Source organism: Eubacterium limosum, assembly GCF_000807675.2.
Taxonomy (GTDB): domain Bacteria; phylum Bacillota; class Clostridia; order Eubacteriales; family Eubacteriaceae; genus Eubacterium; species Eubacterium limosum.
The window spans coordinates 1,787,994-1,809,293 of record NZ_CP019962.1; the positions used below are offsets into that span (position 1 = coordinate 1,787,994).

16 protein-coding genes and 1 riboswitch are annotated in these 21,300 nt (G+C 45.6%); of the genes, 6 read left to right on the forward strand and 10 right to left on the reverse strand.

Annotation, left to right across the window (positions count from 1 at the left end):
- Positions 1 to 3: 3 nt before the first annotated feature.
- From prfB to B2M23_RS08220, 5 genes are all read left to right on the forward strand, one after another.
- Positions 4 to 1,105 (forward strand): peptide chain release factor 2 gene (gene prfB, locus B2M23_RS08200; RefSeq protein ID WP_371720340.1). Its coding sequence is split into 2 segments (ribosomal slippage): positions 4 to 66 and positions 68 to 1,105, totalling 1,101 coding nucleotides; the frame shifts between segments, so codons are not numbered across the junction.
- A 199-nt stretch (positions 1,106 to 1,304) separates the two neighbouring features.
- Positions 1,305 to 1,408: riboswitch (SAM riboswitch) on the forward strand.
- A gap of 61 nt (positions 1,409 to 1,469) precedes the next feature.
- Positions 1,470 to 2,630: a homocysteine biosynthesis protein gene (locus B2M23_RS08205; RefSeq protein ID WP_038353148.1), complete on the forward strand. Its 1,161-nt coding sequence runs from the start codon at positions 1,470 to 1,472 to the stop codon at positions 2,628 to 2,630.
- On the forward strand, positions 2,630 to 3,031 hold the full coding sequence (locus tag B2M23_RS08210; protein WP_038352919.1) for an NIL domain-containing protein: 402 nt from the start codon (positions 2,630 to 2,632) through the stop codon (positions 3,029 to 3,031). The genes B2M23_RS08205 and B2M23_RS08210 overlap by 1 nt, the downstream gene beginning before the upstream one ends.
- A 4-nt stretch (positions 3,032 to 3,035) precedes the next feature.
- Positions 3,036 to 3,749 carry a UPF0280 family protein gene (locus B2M23_RS08215; protein ID WP_038352918.1) on the forward strand — a complete coding sequence of 238 codons (714 nt, stop codon included), beginning with the start codon at positions 3,036 to 3,038 and terminating at the stop codon, positions 3,747 to 3,749.
- A 10-nt stretch (positions 3,750 to 3,759) separates the two neighbouring features.
- Positions 3,760 to 6,135: a homocysteine S-methyltransferase family protein gene (locus B2M23_RS08220; RefSeq protein ID WP_038352917.1), complete on the forward strand. Its 2,376-nt coding sequence runs from the start codon at positions 3,760 to 3,762 to the stop codon at positions 6,133 to 6,135.
- 329 nt (positions 6,136 to 6,464) lie between these two features.
- On the opposite strand, the gene B2M23_RS08225 is transcribed toward B2M23_RS08220, so the two are convergent.
- The 5 genes from B2M23_RS08225 to B2M23_RS08245 all read right to left on the reverse strand — a co-directional run bounded on the left by B2M23_RS08225 (position 6,465) and on the right by B2M23_RS08245 (position 12,007).
- The gene (locus B2M23_RS08225; RefSeq protein ID WP_013381903.1) at positions 6,465 to 6,836 is read right to left on the reverse strand and encodes a helix-turn-helix domain-containing protein; all 372 of its coding nucleotides are present in this window, start codon (positions 6,834 to 6,836) and stop codon (positions 6,465 to 6,467) included.
- Between the two features lie 140 nt (positions 6,837 to 6,976).
- A complete protein-coding gene (locus tag B2M23_RS08230; RefSeq protein ID WP_038352916.1) occupies positions 6,977 to 7,777 on the reverse strand; it encodes a hypothetical protein in 801 nt (266 codons plus the stop codon).
- A gap of 104 nt (positions 7,778 to 7,881) precedes the next feature.
- Positions 7,882 to 9,504: a putative manganese-dependent inorganic diphosphatase gene (locus B2M23_RS08235; protein ID WP_038352915.1), complete on the reverse strand. Its 1,623-nt coding sequence runs from the start codon at positions 9,502 to 9,504 to the stop codon at positions 7,882 to 7,884.
- A 184-nt stretch (positions 9,505 to 9,688) separates the two neighbouring features.
- Positions 9,689 to 10,864: a MalY/PatB family protein gene (locus tag B2M23_RS08240; protein ID WP_038352914.1), complete on the reverse strand. Its 1,176-nt coding sequence runs from the start codon at positions 10,862 to 10,864 to the stop codon at positions 9,689 to 9,691.
- A gap of 9 nt (positions 10,865 to 10,873) precedes the next feature.
- Complete coding sequence (locus B2M23_RS08245; protein WP_038352913.1) at positions 10,874 to 12,007, reverse strand: trans-sulfuration enzyme family protein; 1,134 nt, start codon at positions 12,005 to 12,007, stop codon at positions 10,874 to 10,876.
- Positions 12,008 to 12,232: 225 nt separating this feature from the next.
- Here B2M23_RS08245 and cysK point away from each other — a divergent pair, with 225 nt between their 5' ends.
- Entirely contained in the window at positions 12,233 to 13,165 is a 933-nt protein-coding gene (gene cysK / locus B2M23_RS08250; RefSeq protein ID WP_038352912.1) for a cysteine synthase A, read from the forward strand.
- A gap of 49 nt (positions 13,166 to 13,214) precedes the next feature.
- Here cysK and nrdG read toward each other — a convergent pair whose 3' ends face one another.
- The 5 genes from nrdG to B2M23_RS08275 all read right to left on the reverse strand — a co-directional run bounded on the left by nrdG (position 13,215) and on the right by B2M23_RS08275 (position 21,186).
- Positions 13,215 to 13,679 carry an anaerobic ribonucleoside-triphosphate reductase activating protein gene (gene nrdG / locus B2M23_RS08255; RefSeq protein ID WP_038352911.1) on the reverse strand — a complete coding sequence of 155 codons (465 nt, stop codon included), beginning with the start codon at positions 13,677 to 13,679 and terminating at the stop codon, positions 13,215 to 13,217.
- Complete coding sequence (locus B2M23_RS08260; protein ID WP_038352910.1) at positions 13,657 to 15,981, reverse strand: anaerobic ribonucleoside triphosphate reductase; 2,325 nt, start codon at positions 15,979 to 15,981, stop codon at positions 13,657 to 13,659. Before B2M23_RS08260 ends, nrdG begins: the two co-directional genes overlap by 23 nt.
- 319 nt (positions 15,982 to 16,300) lie before the next feature.
- The gene (locus B2M23_RS08265; protein ID WP_038352909.1) at positions 16,301 to 17,932 is read right to left on the reverse strand and encodes a fibronectin type III domain-containing protein; all 1,632 of its coding nucleotides are present in this window, start codon (positions 17,930 to 17,932) and stop codon (positions 16,301 to 16,303) included.
- 180 nt (positions 17,933 to 18,112) lie between these two features.
- Positions 18,113 to 19,387, reverse strand: coding sequence for a nickel-dependent lactate racemase (larA, locus tag B2M23_RS08270; RefSeq protein WP_038352908.1), 1,275 nt, complete (start codon positions 19,385 to 19,387; stop codon positions 18,113 to 18,115).
- Positions 19,388 to 19,611: 224 nt separating this feature from the next.
- Positions 19,612 to 21,186: an ABC transporter substrate-binding protein gene (locus B2M23_RS08275; RefSeq protein ID WP_052237323.1), complete on the reverse strand. Its 1,575-nt coding sequence runs from the start codon at positions 21,184 to 21,186 to the stop codon at positions 19,612 to 19,614.
- Between the last annotated feature and the right edge of the window lie 114 nt (positions 21,187 to 21,300).

Genomic DNA, 21,300 nt, shown 5'->3' on the forward strand with positions numbered 1-21,300 from the left:
GTCGTGATTGATCTCTATGAATGCAGACAGAGTGTCAATGAAAAGGAAAAAGAACTGACGGATTTGAGGGATTCACTTTGACTTACCAGCCGTCAGTGAAAGAATAGAAGTACTGAACGCCCAGACCGAATCACCAGAGTTCTGGAGTGATCAGCAAAAAGCCCAAAAGGTTTTAAAGGAGCTGAAAATCCTCCGCCAGAAAAAAGGCGAGTACGATAAGCTCAAGGATAATCTTGACGATATCCTCGTCATGTTTGAACTGATCGATGAGGGAGAAGAAATGGACGAGCTCCCGGATACCATTGAGGCTTTTGGAAAAGAGCTTGAGAAATTCAAGCTGGAAACGCTCCTGTCCGGTGAGTATGACAGCAATAACGCCATTATCTCACTGCACCCGGGCGCCGGCGGTACCGAATCCCAGGATTGGGCGGAAATGCTGCTCAGAATGTATACCCGTTGGGCAGAGCGTAAAGGCTTTAAGGTTAAATCGCTTGATTTACAGCCCGGTGATGTTGCCGGTATCAAAAGTGCCACACTGCTTATCGAAGGCATTAACGCCTATGGCTATCTGAAAACAGAGAGAGGAGTCCACCGTCTGGTCCGTATCTCACCCTTTGACTCTTCAGGGCGCCGGCATACTTCCTTTGCGTCTCTGGATGTTACACCAGAGGTTGATGACAGTGTGGAAATTGAAATCAACCCGGATGATATCCGCGTGGATACCTACCGCGCAAGCGGTGCAGGCGGCCAGCATGTCAATAAAACCTCATCGGCTATCCGGATTACTCATATTCCGACTGGTGTTGTTGTGCAGTGCCAGAACGAGCGCTCCCAACATCAGAATAAAGAGGTAGCGATGAACATGCTCAAGGGTAAGCTGGTTGAGATCATGGAGCAGGAACAGAAAGAAAAGCTGGATGACGTCGTAGGCGATTATAGCCAGATTGCCTGGGGATCGCAGATTCGTTCTTATGTGTTTCACCCATATAATATGGTTAAGGATCACCGTACCAATGTGGAAGTCGGCAATATCCAGTCGGTTATGGATGGCGACTTAGACCAGTTTATGAACGCCTATCTTCAGCAGACAGCTGCACAGCAGTAAAACGAGATATGGACAAAATGGAATTAAAAAAGAAATAGAACACTATATATTGCGGTATACGTCGTTTTGGCGTATACCTGCATTTATTTAAGTAGCTGCTTATTGGAACACAGATACCAGAAAATGAATTATAAATCGAGATTGCATTTAAATTTGTTTTTTGCTATACTAATAATATATAGTGTACAATTGAATAATCGAATTATCAAGAGTGGTAGAGGGAACTGGCCCAATGAAGCCCGGCAACCTGCGTAAGTGTGGTGCCAAATCCAGCATTTCTTTTCATGAAATGAAAGATAATCTAAAGCAGACTCATTTTCATTTGGTGAAAATGAGTTTTTTTATAGAAAGAGAAGGAGTAAATATGCCAAAGACCTATCAGGAAATTAATGAGAAAATCGCCAGAGGCGAGGCCGTCATTGTCACAGCCGAAGAAGTTATTGATATCGTTAAAGAACGGGGAACAAAAGAAGCGGCAGAGTATGTGGATGTCGTCACAACAGCTACCTTTGGGCCAATGTGCTCATCCGGCGCCTTTTTGAATTTTGGACATGCCGATCCGCCGATCCGCATGGCAGAAATTGAACTGAACAACGTTGAGGCTTACGGCGGACTGGCGGCTGTCGATACCTACATTGGAGCGACACAGCCATCCTCAGATAAAGGTGCAGAGTATGGCGGCGCACACGTTATCTGTGATTTGATTGACGGTAAGGAAGTACATCTCCACGCCACCTCGCCAGGGACAGACTGCTATCCGAGAAAGGAAATCGATACCTGGGTAGGGCTGAAGGACATGAACGAAGCCTACCTTTACAATCCGAGAAACTGCTATCAGAACTATAATGCGGCCATCAATGCATCAAAAAAACGTATCTACACTTATATGGGAATTTTACACCCCAATATGGGAAACATCACCTATAGTACTGCCGGGGCCCTCAGTCCATTACTGAATGATCCTCTGTATAAAACCATCGGTATGGGTACGCGCATTTTCTTAGCCGGCGCTCAGGGCTATGTCTCATGGATGGGGACTCAGTTTAATTCAGACTGCGCCCGGGATGAAAAGGGCTATCCGCTGGGCGGAGCAGGGACATTGGCTGTGATGGGAGAAATGCGTGAGATGAGCACAAAGTATATTCAGCCAGCTGTCTTTGAACGCTATGGGGTATCCATGTTTGTGGGGATTGGGATACCAATTCCTATTTTAGATGAAGAAATGATGCAGTTTGTCTCAGTAACCGACGCAGAGCTCCATACAAATATCATAGACTACAGCGATAAAGACCGGCCAGTCATTAAAAAGGTCAGCTATGCAGAGCTGCGCAGCGGGTCTGTCGAAATCGACGGGAAAAAGATCCGGACCTCGCCGCTCTCCAGCCTTACAAAAGCAAGGACCATTGCAGATGAACTGACTGGTTGGATCAAAAAAGGTGAGTTCTTCCTCCAGGAACCTGTAATGAAATTTCCGGTCAACAACACGCTTAACAGCCTGAAAATAAAAGAAGGGGGTAACAAATAATGGTAAAGAAAATTGTTTTGAACTTCCCAAAAGAAGCAACCGGCAAACCCATTGCAAGCCAGCTGATCCGTGATTATGAGTTACAGCTGAACATTTTAAAGGCTTTTGTCGATGATGACGTGAACGGCACCTTGCTTTTTGAAGTTTCCGGCTCAGAGGATAACATCGAGAAAGGGATCACCTTTATTAAAAAGAGCGGCGTTGACGTTAAAGATGTCGTCTCTGTCATTGAGGTGGATAAGGACCGCTGTGTAGACTGCGGCGCTTGCACTGCGGCCTGTGTTGTGGGAGCTTTGGAAATGGATGAGAACTGGGTTCTGACCTATCATCCGGAAAAATGTCTGGAATGCGCACTTTGTATTAAAGCCTGCCCGGTCCGCGCAATCCATACCCTTATTTAGGACAATGTACGAAAAACGTGTTTATCGGGATAAAATGCAGGCTGATGGCCTGGTTTATTACCGCGTTGTGGAATATGAAACAGATCTTCTGATCGCGTCTGAGACAGACCAGACTGATTTGATGCGGCGTCAGGTTCACGAAACCCGAAAAATACTGGAAAATTATGGAAGGGCAGTGCCTGAGTTCTTTACAGCGCTTGAGCCGATACCGGTTTTGCAGCGTGATCCGACAATGATCAAACGTATGAAAAAAGCATCGGAAGTCGTAGGTGTCGGCCCGATGGCAGCTGTGGCGGGAGCTGTCTCAGCCAGTGTTGGAGAGGTGCTTTTAAAACAGAGTAAAGAAGTCATCGTCGAAAACGGCGGTGACTTGTTTATAAAGACGGATAAGCTTCGGCGGGTCGCCATCGATGCGGGCCGCTCTGCTTTTAAAGATCTGGCATTAAAAATAAAGCCGGCCTCCCATCCTCTGGGAATCTGTACATCCTCAGGCACTGTTGGGCATTCGCTCAGCTTTGGAAAGGCAGATGCCGCCACTGTCATCAGCGAGGACGTCTATCTCTCTGACGCTGCGGCCACAGCTCTGGGAAACCGGGTCAGGACCCACGAAGATATCCGCAGTGCCATCGAGTGGATTAAAGGTATCGCTGGCATCAAAGGCGCTCTGATCATTGTTGACAATCGGATGGGCGCATGGGGAGAAATTGAATTGGACTAAAGTGAGGACTATGAAATTTACAGAAGCATTAAAAACAAAACGACTTTATCTTGACGGCGCAATGGGCAGCCTGCTTCAGGCAAAGCTTGAAAATATTGGTTCTGTGCCAGAGGCACTGACGTTAACACACCCAGAGATTATTCAGGATATTTACAGAGCCTATGTTAAAGCCGGATCAGATATTATCACGACCTGTACCTTTGGAGCAAACGGCTATAAACTAAACAATACGGAATATGATCAGAAAGCGATTATCACAGCGGCCGTGAAGCTGGCAAAAGAGCTGGAGCCTGAATATGTCGCCCTGGATATTGGTCCTCTGGGCGCTTTGATCGGTGCCCTTGGGGACATCAGCTTTGACGAAGCTTACCAGTATTTTGCGCAGATGGTCGAAATCGGGGCTGCAGCAGGGGCGGATGTGCTGCTGATTGAAACCGTGACCGATATCTATGAAATGAAAGCAGCTGTTCTGGCGGCAAAAGAGCACAGCGATTTGCCGGTAATCGCCTCAATGACCTTTGAGGAAAATGGACGCACGCTCACAGGCTCCGATCCTCAGACCGTTGTAACCATACTTGAAGCCTTGGGAGTAGACGCTATCGGGATCAACTGCTCTACCGGTCCGGATAAAATGATGCCGGTCATTGAAACGCTGCTTAAGTATGCGTCAGTTCCCGTGGTAGTTCAGCCAAATGCGGGCCTTCCGCGGGTGGCAGATGGAAAAACCTTCTATGATATAACGTCGGACGAATTTGCCGCTTATATGGCCGAAATCGCGCAAAAAGGAGCATCTGTGCTGGGCGGATGCTGTGGGACAACCCCGGAATATATCCAAAAGACCATTGACGCCACAAAAACTTCTCCGCTTCCGAATCTTGGGAATTTATCGCCTGAGAAACAGCAGACACTTGTGGCAACAGGGACCAGAACTGTTGCGCTGGGGCAGGATATCCGCATCATTGGAGAGTGCATTAATCCAACGACAAACGCGGCGTTAAAAGAAGAGCTGCGCCGCGGAGAGCTTTCCCTTGTTAAAAAGCTGGCTGTCGAACAGAAAAAAGAAGGGGCTCACGTTCTTGACATCAATCTTGGTCTGCCGGATATTGATGAAAAGGAAATGATGCTGAGGGCTGTCGAGGCTGTCAGCAATCTGGTCGATCTGCCGATACAGATTGACTCCTCTGACCCTGAAGTTATCGAGGCGGTGCTGCGGCAGTATAATGGAAAGCCAATTATTAACTCTGTCAATGGGGAACAGGGCTCTATGGAGCGGATATTGCCCATTGCCAGAAAATATGGTGCCTGCGTTCTCGGACTGACCATGGATGAGAGGGGCATTCCTGAAAAAGCTGAGGATCGTCTTGCCATTGGGAAGAGAATCATTCATAGAGCAGAGTCTATAGGGATTCCCAAAAAGAATGTGCTGCTTGACTGTCTGGTACTGACCGCATCGGCCCAGCAGGAAATGGTGAAGGAAACCATCAAGGCACTTGAACTGATTCATTCAGAATTGAAGGTTCCAACTGTGCTCGGTGTCAGCAATATTTCCTTTGGACTGCCAAACCGAGAGCTGATGAACCGCACCTTCCTTACCATGGCTTTTACATCGGGCTTAAATACCCCGATTATGAATCCTTCCGACCAGGGAATGATGGAGGCTGTCACCGCGTTCAGAGGACTTTGGGGTTATGATGAAAGCTGTATCCAATATGTCACAAAATATAACAGTAAATCGGCAACCCCGATAGCCAAGGATAAAGGCGAAGCACTGCCCAATCTTAAAGCAATGGTCGTTGATGGAATGAAGGAGGAGGCCGCCGCTGCAACGGAAGAACTCCTGAAGATACTGGACCCGATGGCAATTGTCAATGACTATCTGATCCCTGGGCTTGATATGGTGGGCGAGGAATTTGAGACAGGGGAAGCATTTTTACCAAACCTTATTTTTGCCGCCGAAGCTGTTCAGAAATCCTTTGAGATCATCAAAAATCACCTTAGCATTGAGGAACAGATTACAAAAGGGCGGATTGTATTGGCAACTGTCTCGGGAGACGTCCATGATATTGGGAAAAACATCCTGAAGGTTATCCTGGAAAATTACGGCTATGAAATATTGGATCTTGGCAAGGACGTTGAGACAGAAAAAATTGTTTCGACTGTCAAAAAGGAGAATATCCAGCTGGTCGGCCTGAGCGCTCTGATGACAACAACTGTCAAAAATATGGCGGAGACTGTGAGCCAGATTCATGAACATTGTCCGGAAACGGCTGTAATGGTTGGCGGTGCAGTGCTCAACGCTGAGTATGCGGCCGATATCGGAGCAGATTATTACGGCAAAGATGCAAAAGCCGGTGTTAACATTGCTCAGAGTATTTTTGAAAAATAGATTTGTAAAGATTGTAACAATTCGGGATTAAAATGATACAAGCGATTTCATTATGTTTACTTAATTCATAAAATTTTTAGCTTCATGGTTGTAGGCTTGATACATGTATCGGGTATAATGTCAGTAAGTTAAAAATCAGAGAAAGACAGGTGACCGTAATGAAATATGACAAATTATTAGGTATCGGAATGATTAGCTTCTTAGGCATATTTATTTCGTTACTGGTGTAAAGGAATAATAATACAAATAAAACCCGCTGCGCAGACAGCGGGTTTTTTAATTAACCTTTTACTGATGACCTGGAAAGTGAGAGGTTCCCAAGCTTTGAATTATTGTTGTTTAAAACGAATATAGTCTAAAACTTCTTTTTTTAAGTCGTCTGGGAAAGAAAAATAAGCTGCAAAAGCTTCTGTTTCTTCTTCAGAGAAAACATAAGAGCTTAAAAATTCTTCACCGCTCATTGGTTTTGGATTGCTTGGCAATAATTTTTGCTGGGATGTTCTACATAACAAATAATCAACAGATACATCAAAAAAGTCAGCGATTTTAATTAATAATTGATTTTCGGGCAAGTTTTTATCTTTTTCATATTTAGAAATTGAACTTTTATTAAGATAAAAAATATTTGCGAATTTCTCCTGAGTTAGATTTTTAGACAGTCTTAAAGCTTTAAGACGTGAACCAAATGTATTATTCTCCATTTTTCCACCTTCTCTAATAAATATGTTAGTTTTTGACGCAGCGATCATAACCAGTTTATTCAAGTATATATGTTTGTTGCATTTTTGTCAAGTCAAAAAGGAATAACGCCAAACCATTGGGATTTTCCATTTATTCTTTTTTATATTGAACCAAAGGGTGTCCTCTGATTGGCGATAACCTGAAGCAATTCATTGTATTTAGTGGCTTCCAGCGGGTTGTTGACTGGGTCGACAGTTACTGGAGCCAGGGTCTGCTTTTGCAAGGTTTCCTTTGTCAGCGATGCAAAATACTGTTTCATCAGCACATTCGAGGATTTAAGATTATTGTCTTTGTATTCATCATAAACTACCTGGGTGATGGTGTCATTATCAAAGGTTATCGAAAGCTTGCCTTTATATCCCAAGGCATCCTCAGCAGGACTTTCGGCCGTGTAGGTCCAGATAAAATTATTGACAACCTTGGGTGTGGTGTCGCCGGTTTTACAGTCATCAAAAACAGAAGCAGCCAGGCTTTTAAAATTTTCAGTGGTTTGAGTAGCGCCGGTAACCGTATCGACCGAAGGATTCTGTTTTTCAATAAAACTTGTATAAAGCTTTGAATAAATGGTGCCCAGGCTCAGATCTGATTCAGTCCAGCCTTCTTTGGGAGAGGGAACAGACAATCGGTTAGTCTCCTGGACATTGGTTTCCTCATAGGTGACCTTTGTGATAATGCCTTTGTGCACGGAGGCAGTTATTTTCTGGCCGTAGCCTCTGGGGTCATAATACTTGGACATGGCGGTGTAGGTACCGTCAACTAGTGCTTCGGATCTTTCCGAATCCAGGATCTCTCCGGTAATACTGTTATTGACAAGTTCCTTTTTACTGCATCCTGAAAGCAGAAGCAGACATGCAAAAATGAGAATCAAGATACAAACCATATTTTGTTTAATTCGTTGCATGCAGGTCTCCTTTCATATTAATTCTTTATACCATTATAGAGTAAATATAAACAAAAGAAAAGAGAAAGAATGAAACTCCTTCTCTTTTGTTAAGATTTATTAAATTATAACGCCGAAGCATTCATGAGAGGCGGCACAACCTGTTTTTTTCTGGAGTAAACACCAGGGAAGAATTTACTGATGTCATTCTCTCCGATACCAAAAGCAGCTTCGGCAAGTTTTCTGGATTTGCCGGCCACCAGTATCTCGCTGCCGCCCATAATAATATCAGTTACCATCAGGACAGCAAGGTCAAAACCTTCCTCAGCGCATGCTTTTTCCATTTCGGATAATACTGGTCTGAGCTGTTTAAACATGCCTTTAAAGTCGCCAGTATTGATTTGAGAAACCATAACTTTATAATTACCCATGGTAAAGCGCTTGCGGTCCGCGGATAAGATTTCTTTCGGAGACATATCTGCCAGATTACTGCCGGCTACCAGCATGTTTTCGCCATAGGCTTTCAGATCAACCCCAGCAATATCGGCCAGTTCTTCTGCGATTTTCCGGTCAGTTTCAGTACAGGTAGGAGAGTGGAAAAGCAGTGTATCTGAAATAATAGCCGAGAGCATTAAACCAGCGATGGGGCGCGGTATTGGGATATTCCGCTCATGGTACATCTTGGCTACGATGGTGCAAGTGCAGCCTACAGGCTCAATCCGCAGATAAAGCGGTGTGGCCGTCTGGATTTCAGCGACGCGGTGGTGGTCGATAACCTCGATAATTTCAGCTTCCTCCACACCGCGGATAGACTGCCCGCGTTCGTTGTGGTCAACGAGGATAACCTGTTTGCGGTTATAGTCCAGCAAATTACTTTTGGTAATGGAGGCGAGAACCATACCGTCTTCAGAGACAACTGGAAACCTTGTATGATTAGAGGTCAGCATATTTTCTTTGACATCATCGATTGTTTCGTAGGTGACAAAGTACTCCAGATTTTCGCGCTTTACAAAGTTGGTAATGGGGATTACCTGGGTTAAAAGTCGGATAACCTCAAAGGGAGAATGGTTAGAAAGGAATACGAGTCCCTTATAATTTTCGGGAATTGGCGGTATTGTGCCAATCGGTGTATTGGAGATAATAATGTTTTCTGCACCGACGTTAAAAGCCTTTTCAAGTGAGCCGTCATTAAGGGCTGTGACGACAAAATCTTCAGCGTTAAGCCTTTGACCGGCAACCAGCTCGGTATTGGTATAGACATTTCCAGTGACGTAGTCATATGGAATCTCCCCAATAATACGGGCATCCAGAATCTCAATGATATTTTTATAGGGCGTTTCGGTGTCTTTAAGAATAGACTCAACATAGGGGTCTGTGTAGGCCTGTATGATATCCGGAAGTGAGATAATACCGAGAAGCTTTTTATCGGCATCGACAACGGGCAGAGAACGACCGGGATTTGAAATAATCTGATTCATGGTCTTTAATACCGAATCCTGTTCTGTCGCCATTGAAAAATTATTGAAATGAAGGTCGGAAACCTGAGGCTTAACACTTTTGATCAGCTTAGGCGGCTCCACGTTAAAATAATCCAGTACATATTTTGTTTCTTTATTGATAGTACCGAGACGGCATGCCACGACGTTTTCGTTTCCGAGAGCCTGTTTCAGGTAGGCATAGGAAAGGGAGGCGCAAATGGAATCCGTATCGGGATTTTGATGTCCAAAAACATAAATAGCTTGAGCCATGTTTCGAATTCTCTCCTTTTTTTGTAATACTATCATAATAATAAGAAAAAATCCATCAATAATCACTGTAAAGGGTATCAGGTTATAAGACGCAGGAAATTAAGCTTATGCTACAGTGGTTGGAATAAAAGGAATATTTAAGCACAACAAAAAACGGCAGAGGCTTCTGCTTCTGCCGTCAGGATTAAAGGGCGTCAATTGCCGCCTTAAGCTGAGAAAAGGCTTTTTCCAGCGTCACTTTTGGGCAGGCGATGTTAAAACGTTCAAAGCCCTCGCCCTCAGGACCAAACATGGCGCCGCGGTCCAGCCACAGTTTGGCATTATTGATGATCAGGTTTTCCAGAGCATCTTCCGACAAGCCCAATTCCCTGAAATCCAGCCATACAAGATAGGTTCCCTCTGGCTCAATAAGTTTTACTTCTGGTAAGTTTTCTTTCAGAAAAACACGGATAAAGGATAAATTGGAGGCAAGATATTGCTTTAGCGCGTCCAGCCACTCTGCGCCGTGTGCGTAGGCAGCCTGACAGGCAACGAGCCCCATGAGGCCTACCTGGCTGAAGCCGGAACGCTCCATTTCCGCCTTAAATGCGTGGCGGAGTGACCGGTTGGGGATAAAAATATTGGAGACCTGAAGTCCGGCGAGATTAAAGGTTTTGCTGGGGGCTGTGCAGGTGAGACTGATGTCGGCAAAAGCTGGTTTTATGCTGGCAAAAATGGTGTGCGTCTGCCCTTCATATACAAAATCTGCATGGATTTCATCTGAGACAACTGTGACATTGTGAGCGAGGCAGATATCGCCCATCCGTGTCAGTTCCTCCCTTGTCCAGACGCGGCCGACAGGGTTATGTGGACTGCAGAGAATAAACAGTTTGACGTTATGATCAATAATCTTCTGCTCAAAATCCTCAAAATCAATAGTATACCGACCGCTTTGACAGATCAATGGGTTGTTTACCAGCTGGCGGTCGTTAACCTCAATGCAGCGCGTAAAAGGGTAATAAACCGGTCGCTGGATCAGTACAGCGTCACCCTTCTCTGTCAGACCGCGCACGGCTGTGGCGATGGCGTAGACAACACCAGGTGTCTTGACGAGCCAGGAGGCCTCGGTTTCCCAGTTAAAACGCCTGCTGTACCAGGTGCGCAGCGTGTCAAAATAATCATATTTCACATCAGAGTAACCATAAATACCATGTTCGCTGGTTTTTACAAGCGCGTCGATAACGGCTTGCGGTGTCTTGAAGTCCATATCAGCTACCCAGAGAGGCAGGATATCTTCGGGCATCCCCCGCTCTGCGGCAAAATCATACTTAATGGAGCCGGTATTTTTCCGGTTTACTACTTCATCAAAATTGTAAGACATAAATTCCTCCTATTTCAGTGCCTGATCAAGATCGGCAATGAGATCATTAATATCTTCCAGTCCTACAGACAAACGCAGCAAACAGTCGTCAATTCCGAGGGATTCCCTTATACTCTCGGGCACATCGGCGTGGGTCTGGAGCATTGGATAGGTGATGAGAGACTCAACACCTCCAAGGCTTTCGGCATACAGAATGAGGGAAACGCGTTCCAGTACCTTTGCGGCTGTTTGAGGGCAATCGACCTTAAACGAAATCATTGCGCCAAAGCCTCGGGCCTGTTTTTTTGAAAGTGCGTAGTCAGGATGATCTGGAAGACCAACATAAAAAACCTTTTTAATTCGGGTGTGGTGTGATAGCCACTTAGATAATTCTAACGCATTTTGCTGCTGTCTGTCCATACGCACAGCTAAAGTTTTTATGCCACGAAGGACCAGCCAGCTGTCAAAAGGAGAGAGACAGGCGCCGGTGGTTCCATAAATAAACCGGAGACGTTCGGATAAAGCTTCGTTTTTGGTAACAAGAAAACCAGCAAGCGTGTCGTTATGCCCGGACAAATATTTTGTACCGCTGTGGATAACCACATCTGCCCCAAGCTCCAGCGGGTTTAAATAGTAAGGGGTTAAAAAAGTATTGTCTACCAGCAGCAAAAGATTATGTGCCCTTGCGATTTTGGATATTGCTTTTATATCTGTCACCTTCATCATTGGGTTGGTCGGCGTTTCGATAAAAATAGCTTTGCTGTGAGGTGTGACAGCATCCTTGACCGCTGCGGTATCTGAGGTGTTGACTGCTGTAAATTGCAGTCCATGATGGGAGGAGATGCTGTTAAACAGCCGGTGTGAGCCACCGTAAAGATCGTCGGAGGTAATAATGTGGTCACCGCTTTTAAACAGCTCAAAAAGAGCGGTAACAGCCGCCATGCCAGAGGAGAATGCCAGCGCCTCATTCCCGTGTTCCAGACTGGCAATGGTTTCTTCAAGATGCTCCCGTGTCGGGTTTTGAATGCGCGAATAATCATATCCTGTGCTCTGTCCAACCCCAGGGTGGGCAAAGGTGGCATTTTGAAAAATAGGAACAGAAATGGCTCCGGTATCATTGTGATAAACGTTAGAACCGTGAATGCAGAGGGTATTAATGTTCATAGGGAAGTCTCCTTTATAAATGATATAAAACATAGTTAATAAATATGTTTTTATAATCATAGTACGAAAAATCTGAAAAGTCAATGGATTTTTAAAACATATATGAAAAATATGATTTATTTCTCAAAAGTGCTTGACAGAATTGGTTTAACGTCATATAATAAAATCATATTAATCATATATGAAAACATAAGATTGAATATGTTTTAAACGGAGGAAAACAAAATGGCAAAAATTTATAAGAGTTTAACTGAATTAATTGGAAAGACACCGCTTTTGGAACTCAGCAATTATGAAAAGAAAAATGCATTGAATGCTGCGGTGCTGGCAAAGCTTGAATACTTTAATCCAGCGGGAAGTGTGAAAGATCGTATTGCGAAGGCCATGATTGATGATGCGGAAGAAAAGGGGCTGCTGAAGAAAGGCTCAGTTATTATTGAACCGACGAGCGGTAATACCGGTATCGGTCTGGCAAGCGTCGCTGCCGCCAGAGGCTACCGTGTGATCCTTACAATGCCTGAAACCATGAGTGTGGAACGCAGAAAGCTTTTAAAGGCCTATGGGGCTGAGCTGGTTCTGACTGATGGCGCAGCAGGTATGAAGGGTGCTATCGCAAAGGCAGAGGAGCTGGCAAAGGAAACGCCTGACTCATTCATTCCAGGACAGTTTGTTAATCCTGCGAATCCCGCTGTGCACAGAGCGACGACAGGCCCGGAAATCTGGGAAGACACAGATGGAAAGGTGGATTATTTTGTTGCAGGTATCGGTACAGGCGGCACTATTACCGGTGTAGGCGAGTATTTGAAATCTAAAAATCCAGAATTAAAAGTGATTGCCGTTGAACCGACGGGTTCTCCAGTACTGTCAGAGGGAAAGGCTGGTCCGCATAAGATTCAGGGAATCGGCGCTGGCTTTGTACCGGATACACTGAACACGGGGGTCTATGATGAAATCATTAAGGTCGATAATGAAGACGCTTTTGCGACCGGCCGTGAGGTCGCAAAAGAGGAGGGCCTGCTGGTCGGCATTTCATCCGGCGCGGCTCTTTGGGCGGCAACACAGCTTGCAAAGCGTCCTGATAATAAAGGGAAAAATATTGTGGTTCTGTTACCCGACACCGGAGAACGCTACTTGTCAACCGCCTTATTTGAGGAATAAATAAAAATAAAAAGCGGGTGTGTACTGTATTTCGTACGCACCCGTTTTTTTAATGGCGTAATTCTATAATACGCTGATTACTGCTTCCGCGAAAGGGGAGGGTCAGATCGCGATTTTCAGATTGAAATGGCCCATCGATGAGCAGATCGGTTTCCCGAAGCAGGGCATTGATGCTTTCATCCTTCATGGTTTTCAGCCTTTCCAGTGTGTATCCGGTGTAAGTGACTACATCTAGACTGTTTGCGTGAAGCTTCTGGGCTAAGTCGGCCAGGGCGGCGGACTGCAGAAAAGGTTCGCCGCCGCTGAATGTAACCCCCTGAAGTAGAGGGTTTTTCACTATTCTGGCGAGAAGCATTTCTGTCTCCACAAAAGTGCCTCCAGTCATCTGGTGTGTCTGAGGATTGTGGCAGCCAGGACAGTGGTGTGGGCAGCCCTGTGTAAAAATGACAAAGCGGAGCCCAGGTCCGTCGACAATGGATTCTTCAATACAATTATTGATTTGCAGAAACGCCATGTTTCACCCTCGCTTTCTCCTCCGCGCGCTTTGCGTTATTCCAGCGGTCAATGGTACCTACCAGATAGCCGGTGATACGGCGGATGCGCTCAAAATCAGGGTTTCCATCCCCTTCGTGTCTGTGGCAGTTTGGACATTCTTCGCCAATAATACCATTGTAGCCGCAGACTGGATCTCGGTCGACAGGATGGTTGATAGAACCATAGCCAATGCCGGCTTCCTTCATGCAGCGGACAATTTTTTCAAAGGCCGCGAGGTTGGCGCTGGCATTTCCATCCAATTCGACGTAGCTGATGTGTCCTGCGTTGGTATACTCATGGTATGGCGCCTCAAGCTGAATTTTTTTATGGGCCTGTATAGGGTAGTAGACCGGAACATGAAAGGAATTCGTGTAAAATTCACGGTCGGTAACGCCGGGGACAGTCCCGAATTTTTTACGGTCTATGGCGACAAAGCGCCCGCTGAGTCCTTCTGCCGGTGTGGCGAGCAGGGTAAAGTTCAAACCTGTTCTATCAGATTCAGCGTCCATCAGACGCCGCATATGCGAGATGATCTGAAGCCCCAGAGCCTGGCTTTCTGCACTTTCACCATGATGCATGCCGGTAAGCGCCTTGAGCGTTTCGGCAAGTCCGATGAAGCCGACGCTCAGGGTTCCGTGTTTTAAAACGTCCTCGACCCGGTCATCGCGTCCGAGACTTTCTGAATCAATCCAGACACCCTGTCCCATCAGGAAAGGATAATTTCTGCCTCGTTTGGCGGCCTGGATTTTGAAACGGTGAAGCAGCTGATTTACAACCAGAGAAACGCGCTCATCCAGAATCTTATAGAAGGTATCAAGATTTCTATAAGATTCAAGGGCAATCCTTGGTAAATTGATGGAGGTAAAACTTAAATTGCCGCGCCCGCAGGTCGTTTCGTTCTGAGGGTCATAATGGTTCCCCATTACCCGGGTTCGGCAGCCCATGTAGGCGACCTCAGTGTTATAATCACCCTCTGTATAATACTGCAGATTAAAGGGTGCATCCAGGAAGCTGAAGTTCGGGAAAAGGCGCATGGAGGACGTTTTGATGGCCAGTTTAAAAAGATCGTAGTTGGGGTCGGCTTCGTTATAGTTAACGCCTTCCTTTACCTTGAAAATCTGAACCGGAAAAATAGGTGTCTCACCATTACCGAGTCCAGCCATTGTGGCTTTTAGCAGATTTTTGATGACCATGCGCCCTTCGGCTGATGTATCCGTGCCATAGTTTACAGAGGAAAAAGGAACCTGTGCGCCGGCCCGCGAGTTCATGGTATTCAGGTTGTGGATAAAAGCCTCCATCGCCTGATAGGCAGCTTCCTCTGATTCACGCAGAGCGGTTTGGCAGGCGTGCTCATGCGTTTTATTAATCATCCGGGCATCAAAAGAAGACCCCTTAAAAAATGCGGCCAGCTCCCGGCCAAAGGCTTCCTGCGTATCCATAGTGATCGGAGCCTCAATTTTTTCACAGGCAGAGGCAACCATTTCTGTGACTGCTTCACGGTCCTGACCAGAACAGACACTGAGATCATTGATCAACGCTTTGCGGTACAGCTTGCTGAAGGTTTTGACAATACCAGGCGCCATAGCATAGTCAAAGTTTGGAATGCTCTGGCCTCCGTGCATTTCATTTTGATTTGCCTGAATGGCAATACAGGCAAGGGCAGAGTAGCTTCGGATGTCATTCGGCTCGCGCAGGTAGCCGTGCCCTGTTGAGAAGCCGCCTTTAAAAAGCTTGAGTAAATCAATCTGACAGCAGGTTTCAGTCAGCATATAGAAATCTTTATCATGAATATGTATATCACCGGAGATATGTGCATCAGCAATTTCACGCGGAAGAATGTAATTATCAATAAAATATTTTGACCCTTCAGAACCGTATTTCAGCATGGTTCCCATGGCTGTATCTGAGTCAATATTGGCATTTTCGCGTTTAAGGTCTGCATCTTCAGCGTAACGGAAGGTGAGATCCTTATATATTTCCATTAAGTCACTTTCAGTCTGACGTGTTTTGGCGTGCTCGGCGCGGTACAGGATATAGGCCTTGGCCGTTTTTGCGTAATCAGCTTTGATCAGCGTTTCCTCCACAATATCCTGTATCTGCTCTACCGTTGGGCGGCCCAAAGCCTCAGCCGCTGAGGTAACCACATTCGTCAGAAACTCAATGTGCTTTTCTGTCATAGATTCGCCGCTCACAGAGATATTCGCTTTGTAGATGGCGCTGCTGATTTTACGGGTATCAAAAGGTGCTACAGTCCCGTTTCGTTTTATAATACTGTCGATCATTACATCATTCCTCCGGATGCTTAGTTATTGTTGTTTATATCGAAAATCATACTATATATTGTGCTGACTGTCAATTTGTGGACAACATTTTGTGAAAATGATTAAAATGAGAGAATGAGAGGGCTGAGGCCTGTGGATAAAAAATGTGCACAAAAATTTTTAATAAATAAGCGCGAAAGAGAGCAAATTTTTACAGTTAAAAATGGCTGCGCATATGAAAAAAACGGTACACGCTGTTTTAATGTGTACCGCAATATTTAGATAGAAAATGGTTTTTTAAGAGCAAAGTATACAATATATAGATTTGATGTACTTGCCTTTACTCATCTTTTACATCCGTTGTTTCCTTACGCACAAGCAGCATGGTAACGGCACAGAGGAGTGTCAGACTGAGTGCTGCCACCGCAGGTAATCCGCCTTTTATATTATTCTTTATGGCGCCGGTAATTCCAGTATGTACATTCTCGGAGACGGGGGTAGTACCGTTCAGGTAGCTGGATACGGTTTTTAAGGCATTACCCATTTCCTGGAGATAAAGGGTCGATTCGGATTTAAGGCTTTCTCTGGTACCCGTTCTGACATTCTCACCGGGGTTTGAGACAGTTGAAGCAGTGGATTCTTTTTCGACAGAAACTTTGGGGGCTGTCGTCGGCACTGCTTTTGTTTCACTGCTGCCGTGGTCCATATCACTCTGAGTAACAGTAGGATTTCCCTCCTGATCAAGTGTAATGCGGATAGCGTTGGAATCGCCGTTAATACTGCCGTTTTTGGCTTCAAGCTGGAAAACATAGCTGTGGCCGGCTTCCAGACCGGTCAGATTATATTGGTTTGAGGCTGCCGCAGTAATTTTTTCAGACGGCCAGGTCTGCCATGAACCACTGTTGTCTTTTTCCACCCAAAGTGTTGGAGTGCCAAAGCTTTGGATTGGCTGGTGGAATCGGAGAAGCAGGCTGTAGCTGCCAGTGTTTTCAGTCACAGGCGCATCGTAATAAATAAACGGCTTTTTAGGATCAATGACGACAAGCCTCTGCGTTTGATTTTCCAGTAAAGCGGCGGCACCGGCAGGAGTAAAGGTATCGGGACAGAGCTTATAGCTGAGCGGATAAATCCCGGCTTTTGTAATATCTGCTGTGTCAGTATCCCAACAGACCGGTAATGACGAGGTGTAGCGGATATCGCCGGTATCCTTGTCGGTGATTTTAAACACCATACTATCAGGCAAACCGCCCAGAGTGTCCAGTTCTGTATAGTGGTAGCCTGTGTTTTTGGGGGCTGCGATGGTATCTGCAATAACAGCATTTTCTGCTTCAGGGGAGACAGCGCTTGTATTCAGAAGCACTTCGCCTGCGTCAACAGCCGTGGCTCCGGCTCCTTCAGCAGTAATTTCACTGAAATAGGCATCAACGGAGCCCTTTGTCTGAATAGCAGTGCTGCTGCCGCCAATGGTACTGACAAGGGTAGAATTAAAGGTCAGATCAGCGTTGCTGACTGCGTTGATACCAAAGGTGTCAGAACCGGTTGCTTCAATTTTTGAAGCCACTGCTGACAGGCGGCTGTTTCCGGTAATTTTAATGGCTGTGCTGTTCTCAGCGGTAGCTGCCAGGGTGGAATGATCGAGCTGAAGGTCTGCATTGTTTTCCAGCATGATCAAAGTCCTCTGACCAGTAATGGTTATGTTTTTAAAGGACCAGCTGTTTTGGATGTACAGGGTATTTCTACCGAGATCCAAGGTGATGCTGCTGTCGGGTTCAAAGCCGCCGATGCTGCTGTCTGTTCCTAAAATAATATCCTTTGTAATGTGGATGGTTCCTCCGGTTTCGTTAAGCGCACTGACTGCGGAGGTTAAGGTTTCGGCACTGTCGGCCGTATTTTCAGGTGTCTGGGCACATACCGGCATAACGGTAAAGAACAGACACAATAATATCAATAATAAGGTTCTCTGGGTCTTCATAAGCCCTCCTTGAGCATTCGAATATTGTCAAATTGCCAATCGCATCTATTATACCACAAAATTGCCCGGGAGTGAACAGTTTATCAATGAAAAGCACCTTGTTTATTGAGCAATACACGAAAAAAGCACCCTTTCGGATGCCCTTTTCGTATATTTATTTAGAGAGGTAGATAATGAACTTTATTGCTCGACGATAACAGCAATTCCGTTTGGAATAACTGTAAAGCTGGCGTTTTCACCTTTGATGTCCTTTGCCATTTTGACAGCGGTGTCAAGATCTGGCGCATAGGTCATTTTCATTTCAGTTACAATATCTTTCATTTCCGGCCGTGTAACATATAAGACGGTGTGTTTTGAGAGAATGCGCGCGAGAATCTGATATTCCCACTGGTCGGGCTGCGTCTGGTTCTGTGGAATCGTCATAATGTTTTCAAAAAGTGCTCTGGCAGATTCGCAGTCCCGCATGGCGTGGTAAAAACCATCTCCGCCGGTACCATCCAGACATTCGGCGCAGAGAATAATAACGCCGTCCTCTCCAGCGGAAGCTTCGGCAGCGGTCATGCTTTTAACGCACTGATACATGTTCTGATCAAGAGGCGCCCCACCGTTGCCTGTAATGACGACGTCGGCCGGTACAGCTTTGACACGGCAGTATTGTTTTAAAAATTCGCAGCCGGCCTCATGCGCGATGAAAGGATCACCCGCAAAAGCCATGACAACACGTTTGTCCTCGTCGATGATCACATTGACAATGTATTGGAGACCTGCCTGTTTTGCGGCAGATTTCATATCAGTATGGATCGGATTGTTTTCCAAAATGCCGGTGCGCGCGTAAGGGCTTGCGATGAATTTGCTGCAGTGATTGCCTAAAACGGTCACGCGGTCAGAGACGCCTGGCAGCACACTTTTTCGACCGCCTGAAAAACCAGCGAAGAAATGGGGCTCGATGAACCCTTCAGAGACAAGAAGGTCGGCCTCGGCGGCAAGGCGGTTGATGATCAAATCGGCGCCAGAGGGAAGTACCCCGATTTTGACATTTTCATTGGCATTGGAAGAATCGTGTACGGCGATTTTTTCTTCGTCGACAATTTTCTGCCCCAGCTTTGAGACCAGCTCCTCCTTTGTCGTACCGCGGTGGAAGCCTGTGGCAACCAGCAAAGTGATTTCGATATCCGGGTTTCCTGCGCGCATCTCTTCAAGCATAAATGGAATAATGTGTTTGCTTGGGACGGGACGTGTATGGTCGCTGATAATGATGACGGCTGTTTTTTTATCCTTTGCCAGCTCTTTTAGGGAAGCGCTGCCTAAGTGCTTTGCCATCGCAGCCCTGACGATATCATCCTCGGTTTGGTCGCTCTGCAGATTACCGATATTGGAATTTAAAACGCCGGCGACCTGTTCATCAGGAAGCTCCAGGGTCAGTTCTGTGTTGCCGTAGGGAATTTTTGAAATCATAATTATCCTCCAATTTAAATGATTTAACATGATGCAAGTATAAATTCGGTCAAAATTATTGGTAAGTGGTCTTACCAGTTATGTTCTTATTGTAGTACGCTTTTCAAAGAAAGTCAAGGATAAAAAAACCGTTTTCAAAAAAGAATTTTAGAAATTGGATGTTTGGGGTGTAAAAGCGGAACATCTTAAAAAAGCTCCGCGGCTGCGGAGCTTTCTGAGCATTATTATTGAAGTTCGGCATCATAGAAATGATAACGGTAGATGCTGGTAACTTCGAAGTTTTTAACATTGTCGCCTAACAGGTAGAACATGGTGTCATTATACAGAGGAATTGCACCATAATCCTTGTGTGTCAGGATTTCATCGGCTTTTTCATACAGTTCCTGGCGTTTGCTTTCGTCCTTTGTCTGACGTGCCTGGTTGATGAGGTCGTTGAATTCCGGATTGTTGTATTTGTTGGATACCTGCTGTGTAGTTGTGGCAGACATACGCTGGTAAATCATACCGTCTGGATCAACGTAATCGGTATACCAGTTGCTGACAGACAGGTTCAGGGAACCGCTCTTATTCATATCGTTGTAACCTGCGTGGTCAACCTGAGACAGTTCAATGTTAATACCGGCAGCTTTTGCCTGATCCTGAATCGCGGTGGCAACCTTAATCAGTGTCTGGTAATTGGTTGAGCCGACGATAGGAATGGTAATGCCGTTCGGATAACCAGCTTCTGCCAGTAATTGTTTTGCTTTTTCTGGATTATATTCATATTCAGGAAGGGAATCGTTGTATCCGAGCAGTCCCTTAGGAATAAAGCTCTTGGCTGGTGTAGCGGCGCCGGATAACAATTCGTTGCACAGAGCTTCGCGGTCTACCGCGTAGGACAGCGCTTCTTTAATTCTTGAATCGGTATAGATCTCGTTGTTTGGGCTTAAGTAGACAAGGCCGACCGGGTTGAAGCTGTGCATCTTGTCTTTGACAGCATCGTTGCTTGTAACGGTTTCGTATTGTCCGGTGTCCAGCATGACGAAATCGCAGTTGCCTTTCTGGAATTCCATAACCTGAGTGTTCAGGTCATTTACAAATTTAAAGCTGATGCCATCAAGCTTGGTTTTATCGCCGTGGTAATCGTCAAAACGTGCCATTTCAATGCCCTGGCCTGCTGTGTAAGAGGTCATTTTGAATGGGCCAGTTCCATACAGAACAGTACGTCCCCAGTCTCCGCCAGCTTCTTCACAGGCTTTTTCTGGGAAAATTACAGCATATGGAGCGGATAAAGCTGCTTCGAATGGTGCGTAGGGCTGCTGAAGAACGATATCGAAATGTGTGTCATCCTTGATTTTAAAGCCTTCAAGTGAATCGGCTGTGCCGTCTTCAAGGGCTTTAAAGCCAACAACCTGGTCAAACAATGAACCCATGAGACCTTTTGTGATTAAGCGTTCATAGGAATACTTAACATCAGAAGACTTCAGAGTTTCACCATTATGGAATTTAACACCATCTTTAAGCTCAAAGCTGTAAGTTAGGCCATCGTCTGATACGGTTGGCATCTGTTTTAGCAGCTGTGGGTTCAGGGTTGTATCGTTGTTTAGGCCGATAAGTGTTTCACAGGCCTGGTCTGATACCATAATCAGGTATGCCTGAGTACCCATATTGGTGTCGATGGGAACATTTGGATCCTGCATGACAACACGCAGGGTATTGCTGCTACTGCTGTTTGAAGCGCCTTTGTCGCCGCACCCCGCTACGGTAAAGACAAGGGCTAAAACCAACAGTAAAGCAGCCAGTTTTTTCATACTTTTCATATTCTCTCTCCTCTATAAAATATTGAAAACTGTTTACAGGAAAGTGAAAATGCTCAATTCACGCCCTGTATGATAACGATTTTACCATAAAAACTGCTATTTGTCGAGAGAGTG